General features: G+C 68.3%; 13 protein-coding genes. 5 read left to right on the top strand and 8 right to left on the bottom strand.

Features of this window, described 5'->3' with window-relative positions:
• Positions 1–27 precede the first annotated feature (27 nt).
• Positions 28–492, top strand: a complete 465-nt coding sequence (locus AC3A3G_RS13125) for a peptidylprolyl isomerase (RefSeq protein WP_087140057.1) — start codon at positions 28–30, stop codon at positions 490–492.
• Positions 493–516: 24 nt separating this feature from the next.
• Here the strand turns inward: AC3A3G_RS13125 and AC3A3G_RS13120 are convergent, their stop codons facing one another.
• Both AC3A3G_RS13120 and AC3A3G_RS13115 read right to left on the bottom strand, forming a co-directional pair.
• The gene (locus AC3A3G_RS13120; protein ID WP_325135663.1) at positions 517–1,047 is read right to left on the bottom strand and encodes a hypothetical protein; all 531 of its coding nucleotides are present in this window, start codon (positions 1,045–1,047) and stop codon (positions 517–519) included.
• Positions 1,032–1,997, bottom strand: coding sequence for a M20/M25/M40 family metallo-hydrolase (locus AC3A3G_RS13115; protein ID WP_200216055.1), 966 nt, complete (start codon positions 1,995–1,997; stop codon positions 1,032–1,034). Before AC3A3G_RS13115 ends, AC3A3G_RS13120 begins: the two co-directional genes overlap by 16 nt.
• Positions 1,998–2,143: 146 nt before the next feature.
• On the opposite strand from AC3A3G_RS13115, the gene ligA reads away from it, so the two are divergent.
• From ligA to AC3A3G_RS13100, 3 genes are all read left to right on the top strand, one after another.
• Positions 2,144–4,468 carry an NAD-dependent DNA ligase LigA gene (ligA, locus tag AC3A3G_RS13110; protein WP_487488379.1) on the top strand — a complete coding sequence of 775 codons (2,325 nt, stop codon included), beginning with the start codon at positions 2,144–2,146 and terminating at the stop codon, positions 4,466–4,468.
• A complete protein-coding gene (locus AC3A3G_RS13105; protein ID WP_308446940.1) occupies positions 4,447–5,097 on the top strand; it encodes a 3'-5' exonuclease in 651 nt (216 codons plus the stop codon). Before ligA ends, AC3A3G_RS13105 begins: the two co-directional genes overlap by 22 nt.
• 182 nt (positions 5,098–5,279) lie before the next feature.
• Positions 5,280–5,702 (top strand): DUF2147 domain-containing protein, encoded by a 423-nt coding sequence (locus AC3A3G_RS13100; protein ID WP_003164483.1) that lies wholly within the window; start codon positions 5,280–5,282, stop codon positions 5,700–5,702.
• Positions 5,703–5,930: 228 nt separating this feature from the next.
• On the opposite strand, the gene AC3A3G_RS13095 is transcribed toward AC3A3G_RS13100, so the two are convergent.
• From AC3A3G_RS13095 to AC3A3G_RS13075, 5 genes are all read right to left on the bottom strand, one after another.
• Positions 5,931–6,914 (bottom strand): aldo/keto reductase, encoded by a 984-nt coding sequence (locus AC3A3G_RS13095; RefSeq protein ID WP_487488378.1) that lies wholly within the window; start codon positions 6,912–6,914, stop codon positions 5,931–5,933.
• Between the two features lie 216 nt (positions 6,915–7,130).
• Positions 7,131–7,823, bottom strand: a complete 693-nt coding sequence (locus AC3A3G_RS13090) for an LrgB family protein (RefSeq protein WP_487488377.1) — start codon at positions 7,821–7,823, stop codon at positions 7,131–7,133.
• Positions 7,820–8,185 carry a CidA/LrgA family protein gene (locus AC3A3G_RS13085; RefSeq protein ID WP_200166726.1) on the bottom strand — a complete coding sequence of 122 codons (366 nt, stop codon included), beginning with the start codon at positions 8,183–8,185 and terminating at the stop codon, positions 7,820–7,822. Before AC3A3G_RS13085 ends, AC3A3G_RS13090 begins: the two co-directional genes overlap by 4 nt.
• A 16-nt stretch (positions 8,186–8,201) precedes the next feature.
• Positions 8,202–10,025 carry an aminopeptidase P family protein gene (locus AC3A3G_RS13080; RefSeq protein ID WP_487488376.1) on the bottom strand — a complete coding sequence of 608 codons (1,824 nt, stop codon included), beginning with the start codon at positions 10,023–10,025 and terminating at the stop codon, positions 8,202–8,204.
• Between the two features lie 166 nt (positions 10,026–10,191).
• Positions 10,192–11,058, bottom strand: coding sequence for a 50S ribosomal protein L11 methyltransferase (locus tag AC3A3G_RS13075; protein WP_200166722.1), 867 nt, complete (start codon positions 11,056–11,058; stop codon positions 10,192–10,194).
• An 81-nt stretch (positions 11,059–11,139) separates the two neighbouring features.
• Between AC3A3G_RS13075 and AC3A3G_RS13070 the strand changes: the two genes are divergently transcribed.
• Positions 11,140–11,739: a hypothetical protein gene (locus tag AC3A3G_RS13070; protein WP_487488375.1), complete on the top strand. Its 600-nt coding sequence runs from the start codon at positions 11,140–11,142 to the stop codon at positions 11,737–11,739.
• Between the two features lie 80 nt (positions 11,740–11,819).
• On the opposite strand, the gene AC3A3G_RS13065 is transcribed toward AC3A3G_RS13070, so the two are convergent.
• Positions 11,820–12,026, bottom strand: a complete 207-nt coding sequence (locus AC3A3G_RS13065) for a DUF3126 family protein (protein ID WP_003164469.1) — start codon at positions 12,024–12,026, stop codon at positions 11,820–11,822.
• Between the last annotated feature and the right edge of the window lie 97 nt (positions 12,027–12,123).

The following is a 12,123-nucleotide window of genomic DNA, read 5'->3' as shown; positions in this document are numbered from 1 at the left end:
GGCTCGCATAACCTCAAGGAGCGCCCGATGGCCGACCAAACCCTGACCTTCACCCTGGACACCGGCGACGGCGAAGACCGCAACGTCGTCATCAAGCTGCGCGACGACCTGGCCCCGAACCACGTCAAGCAGATCACTGATCTGGCCAAGGAAGGCTTCTACGACGGCGTGGTCTTCCACCGCGTGATTCCGGGCTTCATGGCCCAGGGCGGCGACCCGACGGGCACCGGCACCTCGGGCTCGAAGAAGCCGAACCTGAAGCAGGAATTCTCGAAGGAGCCGCACGTCCGCGGCGTCTGCTCCATGGCTCGCACCGCCAATCCGGACAGCGCCAACTCGCAGTTCTTCATCTGCTTCGACGACGCCCGCTTCCTCGACGGCCAGTACACCGTCTGGGGCGAAGTGATCGAAGGCATGGATCACGTCGACGCCCTGCCGAAGGGCGAGCCCCCGCGCGCGCCGGGCAAGATCGTCAAGGCGACCGTCGCCTAAGAACGAAGGTTCAACGGCGGGGGATCAGTCCCCCGCCCACCACCGCATCGACACCCCGTCGAAGGTCCGGCCCCCGACCTTCAGCGTCCCTTTCAGGACCACGCCCTGATCGCCCAGATTGCGCCGCGCCTTCGCCAGCGCATCCTGGTCGAGCCTTCCCTCGAACGACACCGCGCCCAGATCGCGCGACCGCGCCTCAAAGCGCACGTTGTCCTCGGTCACGTCATAGGCCGTCGGAATCAGTCGCGTGCGCCGCGCCTTATCCCCCGTTTCGAACTCCATCATGATCGGCGCAAAGCCCGCCGTCCGCTGACCGTCGCGCCAGCTCATGAAATCGGGAACCTGGCCCATGAACAGGTGATGCAGCCGCCAGTCGCCGACCTGCACCGCCGTCGTGGGGATATAGTAGCCGGACACGTCCTCCGGCAGGTCGTGCTTGAAGACGACGGCCTGCGCCGTCTTGTCGGGCGTCGCGCCGCGGTCGCAGGCGGCCAGCCCGACAACGCCCGCCAGCAGGACGGCCGCGATCAGCCCGCGCTTCACTGATCCAGCCACCGGTCCAGCGCCCGGAAGCCGCTGATGGCCAGTTCGGTCGCGTCCTGGAACACCGCCGGATTGACCTTCTCGAAGTCGTCGCTCGGGCGGTGATAGTCCGTGTGATAGTTCACCCCGAAATAGAGGAACGGCAGACCCGCGCGGTGGAAGGCGGCGTGGTCCGACGCCTCGACCCAGTTGTCGGCGCCCTTGTCCTCGGGCGTATCCTTGCCGAAGGCCAGGGCCACGGCCTGGCGCGCCGGAACCTGATCCAGCACCGGGCGGAAATAGGGGTGCTGATACGTCCCCGTCACCCACAGCTTGCCGTCGCTGTCGGCCCGCGCCGTCATGTCAAAGTTCAGGTTCATCGCGATCGCGTGCAGCGGCACCGGCGGCGCCTCGACGAAATGCTTGGCGCCCAGCAGGCCCCGCTCCTCGCCGTCCAGCGCCACGATCAGCACGCTGTGCTCGGGCGGATTGGCCTTCAGCCGCTTGGCCAGCTCCAGCATGGTCGCCACGCCCGAGGCGTTGTCGTCCGCGCCGTTGTAGATCTGGCCGTCGTTGACGCCGACATGGTCATAGTGGGCCGTCACCACGATGTATTTGTCGGCCACGCGCGTGCCGGGAATCACGCCGATGATGTTGGTCCCGCTGTAGGTCTTCGTCCCTTCGCGCGTGCGGCCCTGCATCTCCCACGGCTGCAGACGCCCCATCGACGAGGGCTGGACGCCCAGCGCCTCCAGCCGCGCCACGATGTATTCACGCGCCTTGGCCCCGCCTTCCGAGCCGGTGTCGCGGCCCTGCATGTCGTCGGCCGACAGGATGCGCAGATCATCCATCAACTGGGCGTAATCGGCCGAGGCGGCGGCGACGGCGGGCGTTTCCGACGCGGCCGGGACGGTCGTCGTCTCACAGGCGGCCAACGTCACGGCGGCGGCGATCACGGACAGGCTGACGAGGACAGGACGCATGGAGGGCTCCGGCAGGAATCTTTGAGGCGCGACGCTAGCGGCCCCCGGCCGCCGCGTCAGATTACCTTTCTGTCATGCCGCGTCTGCCATCAAGGTCGGGGGATGATAAGGAACCGTTCCGCCTTTGCCGACTTCCTGCGATTCTCATGTCCGACCTTTTCACGCCCGTCGAAACCCTGACCGAAGCCCAGGCGCGCGAAGAGCTGGAGCGCCTGTCGGCCGAACTGGCGCGCCATGACGCCCTCTACCACGCCGACGCCGCGCCCGAGATTTCCGACGCCGACTACGATGACCTGAAGCGCCGCGCCCTCGACATCGAGACCCGCTTCCCGGCGCTCTCCAGCCCCGTCTCCCCGTCCCAGCGCGTCGGCGCCCCCGTCTCGACCCAGTTCGCAGAGGTCCGCCACGGCGTGCCCATGCTGTCGCTGGACAACGCCTTCGACGACGGCGAGGTGCGCGACTTCGTGGCCCGCATCGCCCGCTTCCTGAAGCTGCCGGGCGACGAGCCGATCGCCTTCGTCGCCGAGCCCAAGATCGACGGCCTGTCCGCCAGCCTGCGGTATGAAAAGGGCGTGCTGGTTCAGGGCGCCACGCGCGGCGACGGCAAGACCGGCGAAGACGTGACCGCCAACCTGCGCACTTTGGACAGCATCCCCCAGACCCTGACCGGCTCGGGCTGGCCCGACGTCATCGAAATCCGGGGCGAGGTCTACGCCCCCAACGCCGCCTTCGACGCCTTCAACGCGGCGGCCGAGGCCGAAGGCAGGCGGACCTACGCCAACCCGCGCAACTTCGCCGCCGGGTCACTGCGCCAGAAAGACCCGAAGATCACGGCCCTGCGCCCCCTGACCTTCTTCGCCTACGCCTGGGGCGAGACCTCCGCCCCCTTCGCCGACACCCAACACGGCGCTCTGGAGGCCTTCCGCAGCTGGGGCTTTCAGGTCAACGACCGCTCCGCCCGGGTCGAGGGCGCCGACGGCCTGATCGGCGTCTATCAGACGCTGGAGGCCGACCGCAGCCGCCTCGGCTACGACATCGACGGCGTGGTCTATAAGGTCGACCGGCTGGACTGGCAGCAGCGCCTCGGCTTCATCGCCCGCAGCCCCCGCTGGGCCATCGCCCACAAATTCCCGGCGCAACAGGCGACGACCGTTCTGGAAGGCATCGACATTCAGGTCGGCCGCACCGGCTCCCTGACCCCCGTCGCCCGCCTGCACCCCGTCACCGTCGGCGGCGTCGTGGTCCGCAACGCCACCCTGCACAACGAGGACGAGATCGCCCGCAAGGACGTGCGGATCGGCGACACGGTCGTCCTGCAACGCGCCGGCGACGTCATCCCCCAGATCGTCGGCGTGGTCGAAACCCTGCGTCCCGAGGACGCCCAGCCCTACATCTTCCCCACCACCTGCCCCGTCTGCGGCTCCGAAGCCGTGCGCGAGGGGGACGAGGTCAAGCGCCGCTGCACCGGCGGCCTGATCTGCGACGCCCAGATCGTCGAGCGGTTAAAGCACTTCGTCAGCCGCCGCGCCTTCGACATTGAAGGGCTTGGCGAAAAGCAGCTGATCGCCTTCCACATGCGCGGCTGGATCAAGGAACCCGCCGACATTTTCCGCCTCGCCCGCGACGAGGAAAAGCTGGCCCTGCTGCGCGCCGAGGACGGCTATGGCGAAACCAGCGTCGGCAACCTGATCGCCGGGATCGACGCGCGGCGCGTCATCAGCCTCGACCGCCTGATCTTCGGTCTGGGCGTGCGCGAGATCGGCGAGCAGACCTCTCTGGTCCTGTCGCGCGCCTTCGGCAGCTGGACCGCCTTCCGCGACGCCTGCATGGCCGCCGCGAACGGCCTCGCCAGCGACGACTGGAAGACGCTGGCCGCGACCCACGCCATCTCCACCCGCGTCTTGGGCCTGATGGCCGAAGCCCGCCCGCCCGCCGACGATCCCTGGCCCGAGGCGCCGATGGATCAGAAGATCGCCCTCGCCTTCCCCGGCATGGCGGCGCCCGCCCGCCGTTCGCTGGCGGAAATCTCGGACGGTTGGAGCGACCTGACCCGCTGGGCCGCCGTCGCGCGCAACGAAGGCCCGTCCGACATGCTGAACCAGATCGCGGGCGTCTCCGGCGTCGGCCCGGTCGCCGCCGAGGCGCTGGCTCACTTCTTCCACGAACCGCACAACCTTCAGGTCGTCGACGCCCTGCTGGCCGAACTTGAGCGCGTCGAGGACGTGGCCGCCCCCACGACCGACAGCCCGGTGGCGGGCAAGACGGTGGTCTTCACCGGCTCGCTGGAACGCTTCACCCGCGACGAAGCCAAGGCCCGCGCCGAAAGTCTCGGCGCCAAGGTCAGCGGATCAGTCTCCAAGAAGACCGACTACGTCATCGCCGGTCCCAGCGCCGGTTCCAAGCTGAAGGACGCCGAAAAGCACGGCGTCGCCGTCCTGACCGAGGACGAGTGGCTGACCCTCATCGCCTGAAATATGATCGCCTGATGCACGCCGTCGCCATCGACTTCGAAACCGCCAATGAGCAGCGGGCCAGCCCCTGCTCCATCGGCCTGGCCTGGATCAACGACGGCGTCATCGAATCCGTCGAGCACCACTACATCCGCCCGCCGGGGATGCGTTTCGCCAGCTTCAACATCGCCTTCCACGGCATCGGCCCCGAACAGGTCGAAGACGCCGAGGAATTCCCCGCCGTCCTGGCCGCCATCGCCCCCCGCCTCGAAGGCCGCACCGTGCTGGCCCACAACGCCGCCTTCGACGTCAGCGTCATCCGCAACACCTGCGACCACTACGGCCTGACCTATCCCGAGTTCGACTACCTCTGCACGGTCAAGCTGGCCCAGATCAGCTGGCCTGAGTTCCCCTCGCACAAGCTGAACAACGTCTGCGCCGAACTGGGCGTCGCCTTCCGCCACCACGACGCCGCCGAGGACGCCTTCGCTTGCGCCTCCGTGGCCCTGGCGGCGGCTCAGGTGCATCAGGCCGCCGACTGCCGCGCCCTGGCCGACGCCAGCCGCCTGACGCCCGGCCGCATCTGGCGCGACGGCTACACCCCCTGCTCCAACGCCGGAACCCGCCCCCGCCGCCCGCGCGGCGGCTGACCGATGCCTCCCGCAAAAGACGCCCGAATCCATCGCCTTAGGCGCCCGCAGCGCGGTCAACTTGACCTAAGGTCATGTAATCATTGAGTGAAGTTCACAATTTCGGCCTTGTTTCAGACTGAACCCCGGATCATCCTTCGTCCAAGGGATCGCCTCAACGATCCGTCAGAAGGAAAACGCCGATGAAGACCTCCGTCCTGACGGCGCTCGCCGTCGCAGCCGCCGCCCTCGCTTCTCCGGCCCTCGCCAGCGACCCGACCGGCCTGTGGCAGACGCCGACCAACGGCGGCCAGGTCCGCATTGAGCGTTGCGGTCAGGCCCTGTGCGGCGTCCTCGTCACCTCCAGCCATATCCGCGCCGATCCGAACGTGCGCGACGCCCGCAACAAGGACGAGTCCTTGCGGACCCGCCCCCTGCGCGGCCTGCGGATGCTGTCGGGCTTCACCGGCGGCCCGACCGAATGGCGCGGCGGCTCGGTCTACAATCCCGAGGACGGCGGCACCTATCGCGGCACGATCACCCTGACCAACGACAACACCCTGCGCCTGCGCGGCTGCATCGTCGCCCCCCTGTGCAAGACCCAGACCTGGACCCGCGTTCAGTAAGCTTGATTGGTGTTGAGTGGCGCTCGCGCCCCTTCACTTCCGCTCATCCCGGCGGACGCCGGGATCCAGTGCTTTGGCTTCAACCCCATTGGTCAGTTGTGGAGCGCGGGGCTCTTACTGGATCCCGGCGTCCGCCGGGACGAGCGGAGCTAGATCGCAACCAACGCTCACCATCAATCCAGCCATGAAAGACGCCTCCCCCGCGATCGCGAGGGAGGCGTTTTCACATCAGCGGTTCAGCGAGCTCATGCCGCCGGGCGCATACCGCTCGCCCGCCGCCGCTCCGCGCGGAAAGACGGCCTCGATCCGCGCCAGATCATCCGGCGTCAGCACGATGTCCGCCGCCGCCGCATTCTGCTCCAGCGTCGCGATCCGGCGCGTGCCGGGGATGGGAACCAGATCCTCTCCCTGCGCCAGCACCCACGCGAGAGCCAACTGCGCCGCCGTCACGCCCTTGTCCGCCGCAATGGCGCCGACCGCATCGACCAGATCGAGGTTCTTCTGGAAGTTGTCGCCCGCAAAGCGCGGGTTCGTCCGACGGAAGTCATCGGGCGCCAGGTCGTCGATCGACTTGATGTCTCCCGACAGGAAGCCCCGGCCCAGCGGGCTGTAGGGCACGAAGCCGATGCCCAGTTCGCGCACCACGCCCAGAAGCTCGTCTTCCGGGTCGCGGCTCCACAGCGAATATTCGGTCTGAAGCGCCGTGATCGAATGCTCGGCATGGGCGCGGCGCAGGGTGGCGGGCGCCGCCTCGGACAGGCCGATGAAGCGCACCTTGCCCTCCTTCACCAGTTCGGCCATCGCCCCGACCGTCTCCTCGATCGGCGTATTGGGGTCGATGCGGTGCTGGTAATAGAGGTCGATGTGGTCGACGCCCAGACGGCTCAGGCTGCCCTCGACCGCGCGGCGCACGTTGGCGGGCGAGCCGTCGGTGACGGCCGAGCCGTCCGGCTGGCGATTGATGCCGAACTTGGTGGCGATGAAGGCCTCGTCGCGGCGCTCCTTCAGCGCCTTGCCGACCAGGACTTCATTAGTGTGGGGGCCGTACATCTCGGCCGTATCGAACAGGCTGACGCCCAGGTCGAGCGCGCGGTGGATCACCGCGATGGATTGGGCTTCGTCGGCGCTGCCGTAAAAGGCGCTCATGCCCATGCAGCCCAGACCGACGGACGAGACCTCAGGGCCGTTACGGCCCAGCTTGCGCATCTTCATCCGCGCATTCCTTCTGATGTGAGGGGGTCGGCGGCGCATCCGCCGACGCTCTTCAGATGGGCGCCGTATGGCCTTATTTCAAGGGGCTCGCCTTCACCCTTACCCGCTCATCCCGGCGGAGGCCGGGATCCAGTAAGAGCCCCGCGCTCCACAACCGACCGATGGACTTTAAGCCAAAGCACTGGATCCCGGCGTCCGCCGGGATGAGCGGATGGTTCAGAGCAAACTGGCCACGATGGACAGGATGGTCGCCGTCGCCACGGCGTTCAGCGCCATGCCCAGACTGGCGAAGGCGCCCGCCGTCTGATCCACTTGAAACGCCCGCGCGGCCCCGAAACCGTGCGCCGACACCCCGACCGCAAAGCCCCGCGCCCGATAATCCCTGATCTTCAGCAGGTTCAGCAGCGGCGTCGCCGTCATCGCTCCGAACACCCCCGACATCAGCACGATCACCGCCGCCAGCGCCGGTATGCCCCCCAACTGGGAGGCCACAGCCATCCCCACGGGCGTCGTCGTGGCGCGCGGCGCGATGGAGGCCATGATCTCAGCCGGCGCCCCGAACAGCCAGACAATGCCCACGGCGCTGACGATGGCCGTCGCGGCCCCCGCCAGCAGGGCGTAGGCCAGCGGCTTGGCCAGCCGCCGGATCGTCGCCCGCTGCGCCCAGATCGGCACGGCCAGCCCCACCACCGCCGGCCCCAGCAGGAAGCCCAGCACCTGCGTCGCCTCGGCGTAGGTCGCATAGGGCGTCCTGGTCGCCAGCAGCACCCCGATCAGCACCGGCGTCGCCAGCAGCACCGGATGGCACAGCGGATGGCGCCCGCTGCGCCGAGACAGCACGTCCGCCGATTCGAACACCACCAGCGTCACCGCCAGCCACAGCAGGGGCGTCGCGATCAGACCGCTCACGACGCGTCCTCGCTATCCGCCTCTGGCTCGCGCCCCGCAACGGCGCGGAACACCAGCGCCGTCACCGCCAGCGTCAGCAGGGTCGAGACCGCCACCGCCACGACGATGCCGAGGCCATGGCGCGACAGAATCGCCCCCTCCTCCATCAACCCGACGGCGGCGGGCACGAACATGATCGACAGATGCGCCGTCAGCCAGCCCGTCACCTGGGTCAGCGTCAGCCGCTCCCTCGGCACAAGGGCCAGCCAAGCCAGCAACAGCACCATGCCGATCACCGACCCCGGCAGGGGCAGGCCCGTCAGCCGGTGGATGATCTCGCCCGCCAACTGGCAGACGAGCAGCAGGGCGATGGCGCCGATCATCGGCCGGGCTTCTCCTTTAGAGCGGCGCCGTCTGGGCCTTCAGCCACGCTAGCGCCGCCTCGTCCTTCTGCACGCCGTCGGCCAGCAGAGGCCCGACCTTGGCCAAAACCTCGGCGTGATAGGCGTCCACGTAGGCCCGCTCGTCCGCCGTCAGCAGCGCGACGTCGATCAGACGACGATCCAGCGGCGCCAGCGTCAACTGCTCGAAGCCGTGCATCGGCCGCTCGCCGCCCGGAACCTGCGCCGGGGCCGTGACGACCTGCAGCGTCTCGATGCGGATGCCCCACTCGCCTTCGCGGTAATAGCCCGGTTCGTTCGACAGGATCATGCCGGTCAGCAGCGGCTGATCCGTGCCCCAGCCCGCGATGCGCTGCGGCCCCTCGTGGACGCCCAGATACGACCCGACGCCGTGGCCAGTGCCGTGGTCGAAGTCAAAGCCCGCGTTCCACAGCGGCTGGCGCGCAATGGCGTCCAGCTGGCGCCCGCTGGTCCCGGCGGGGAAGCGGATCACGGCCATGGCGATGTGGCCCTTCAGGACCAGGGTGAACATCCGGCGCTGATCGGCCGTGCCCTCGCCGATGGCCATGGTGCGGGTCACATCCGTGGTCCCGTCCAGATACTGACCGCCGCCGTCCACCAGCAGCAGCGAGCCCGCCTCCATCGGACGAATCTTGGCCCCGACCGGCTTGTAGTGCGGCAGGGCGCCGTTCGGCCCGACCCCGGCGATGGTGTCGAAGGACAGATCCTTCAGCATACCGGTCGCCTCGCGGAAACCTTCCAGCGCCTCGACCACTGCCCGCTCGTCCGGCAGCTCCTTCTGCGCGACCGTATCGACCCAGTGCAGGAAGCGCGTCAGCGCCGCGCCATCGTGGATGTGCGCCTGACGGCTGCCCACGATCTCGACGGCGTTCTTCTGAGCGCGCGGCAGGGCGCAGGGGTCCATGCCGCGCACGATGTCGGCGCCCGCCGCTTCCAGCCGGTCGAAATACCAGGCCGAGGACACGGCCGGGTCGATCATCACCTTGCGCCCCGACAGGGCGTCCAGCGCGCCGGGCAACGCTTCGGGCGCCTCCAGCGTCACGGCGTCGCCCAACCAGCCGGGCAGTTCGTTCGTCACCTTGGCCGGGTCGAGAAAGACGCGCGCCGTCCCGTCCGCCTTCACCACCGCTTGACCCAGCGGCAGAGGCGTGCGGATCACGTCGCCGCCGCGAATGTTGAACAGCCAGGCCAGCGAAGACGGCGCCGTCAGCACGGCGGCCTCGGCCCCGGCATCAAGGATGGCCTTGCCGATGCGGGCGCGTTTCGACGCGGCGCCCTCGCCGGAATAGCGGTCCTCATGCGGGACCACCGGCGCCTGCGGTTGGGCCGGGCGGGCGTCGCCCCAGGCCAGATCGATCGGATTGGCCTCGACCGCCTTCAGCGTCGCCCCGGCCTTCTCGACCGCGGCGCGCAGACTGGTCAGCGCATCGGGGCTGTGCAGACGCGGATCATAGCCGATCACCGAACCCGACGGCACGGCCGCCAGCCAATCGGCCAGCGCATTCAGCGGCTGGCGCTCGAACAGGGCCTCGTCCGTCTGGGCCTTGGCCTGCACCGTATAGCGACCGTCGACGAAGACCGCCGCCTTGTCCTTCAGCACCACGCCCGCCCCGGCCGAGCCGGTGAAGCCGCTGACCCAGGCCAGCCGCTCATTGGCGTCGGGCAGGTATTCGTTCTGATGCTCGTCCTCGTGCGGGACCAGCAGGCCGTCGAGGCCCTGCTTGGCCATCTCGGCGCGGAGCAAAGGCAGGTGCTTGGCCCCGAAGGACGGATCGGTGGTTTCGTTGAATGTCTGGCGCATGAGGGCTCTTATACCCTTCTCCCCTTGTGGGAGAAGGTGGCCCGGAGGGGCGGATGAGGGGTTTCTCAACGCAAAAGGGGTTGCCAGACTTCGATGTCCAGCAACCCCTCATCCGTCTCGCTTCGCGAGCCACCTTCTCCCACAAGGGGAGAAGGGAGTTTGCGCCCTACTTCTTGCGCAGTTGCAGCGCGCTCCACGCATCATGATGGATCGTCTGCTCCACCACGAAGCCCAGCGGCAGATAGGCCTCCAGCACCCGCTCCTCCTGCGTGCGCAGCAGACCCGACAGGATGGCGACCCCGCCCGTCTTCAGCGCCGCGCCGATCTCGGGCGCCAGATGCACTAGCGGCGCCGCCAGGATGTTGGCGAACACCAGATCATAGGGCGCGTGCTGGGCGATGCGCGCATCGCTCAGGCCGTCGGCGAAATAGAACTCGCATTTGGCGTCGTTGATCTGGGCGTTCTCATTGGCGATGCGGGCCGAGGGCTCGTCGATGTCGGTGCCGACGGCGATGGGCGAACCTGTCTTGGCCGCTGCAATGGCCAGCACGCCCGTGCCGCAGCCGACATCCAGCACCTTCTCAAAGGTCTCGGTCTTCAGCAGATTGTCGAACGCCTCCAGGCAGCCTACCGTCGTGCCGTGGTGGCCGGTGCCGAAGGCGGCGCCCGCATCGATCTTCAGATTGACCCGGCCCTCGGGCACCTTGCCCTGATCATGCGCGCCATAGACGAAGAAGCGGCCCGCCTCGACCGGCGGCAGGCCCGACAGGCTCATGGCCAGCCAGTCGGCGTCGGCCAGCTTCTCGACCACGACCTCCAGCCCCGGCGTGGCGCGCAGGATTTCGGCGATGCCCTCGGCCTCTTCCTCGGTCGTGGGGAAGGCGTCGATGCGCCAGATTTCCTTGTCCTCGTCCTCTTCAAGGATGGAATAGGTCGCATTCTCCAACAGGGGGTTGGCGTCGATGGCGGCGGCGGCGGCTTCGGCCGGGGCGCGATCGCCGCGCGCGATCACCTGAACTGCGGATTCGGACATTTCTCAAACACCGTTATAATGACGAATCGCCAGTGCGGGCTTGGTTCTTACGCCCGTGTCCAACGAGGGGTCGGGGAGTTTATGGCCAAAGCACCGTCTGAAACGAAACCTGCCGCGAAAGCGGCCTCCGCCGCTTCCAAGCCGAAACCGGCGGCAAAGTCGAGCGCGACAGCGACAAAAGCTGACGCCAAGCCCAAGGCCGTAAAGGCGCCCGCCGCGACAAAGGCCCCCGCCAAGGCGGCTGCGCCTAAGGCCGCGCCCAAGACGGCCAAGTCTGCTGCGGCCAAGACCGCCGCTGCGCCGAAGGCAGCCGCGCCAAAGACCGCCGCTAAGGCGCCGGCCGCCAAGAAGCCCGCAACGCCGAAGGCTCCGGCTGCAGCAAAGGCGACCACGGCCAAGGCCGCCGCGCCGAAGAAGGCTGCTGCGCCCAAGAAGCCCGCCGCGCCCAAGGCCGCCGCTCCGGCCCCGGTCGAGACGCCGGTCGCCGCCTCCCTCGCCCCCGCGCCCATCGCCGAGACCAAGCCCGCGCCGAAGCCTGAGCCGGTCGTCGCTGCGGCCCCCGCTCCGGTCGAGCCGCCCGTTCAGGCCACGGCGCCCAAGCCCGCCGCCGAGCCGATCAAGCCGGTCGAGACCCCCGCCCCGCAGAAGAAGGGCTTCTTCGCCCGTCTGTTCGGCTGGTGATCGGACGCTGATCCCAAATGCAGAGAAGGCCGGAGAGGGCGCCCTCTCCGGCCTTCTTCAATTCTCATGGCTGAGACGGCTTATTCCGGCAGGTCTTCCGCCAGGATGGCCATTTCGAACATGAAGGAGCCGGCTTCGTCCTCATCTTCGAACACCACGCCGATGAACTCGTCATCGACATAGACTTCGGCGGAATCGGCGACCTTGCGGGCCTTCACCTTGATGCCGCCGTGGTTGAAGGTGCGCTTCAGGTGCGTCTCGACGCGCTTCAGATCGTTCTCGGTCACGGGGTCAGCCTCGCTTTGGCGCCGGGAGGGGCGCATGTCGTTGGCTGCGGACCCTAGAGAAGCCTCCCCGGATTGGGAAGCCCGCGCGTCAGGCGTC

It is taken from the genome of Brevundimonas sp. Soil_N_31, assembly GCF_057655995.1.
The sequence above is the reverse complement of the archived record's forward strand: the minus strand, read 5'-3'. Positions and strand labels throughout refer to the sequence as shown.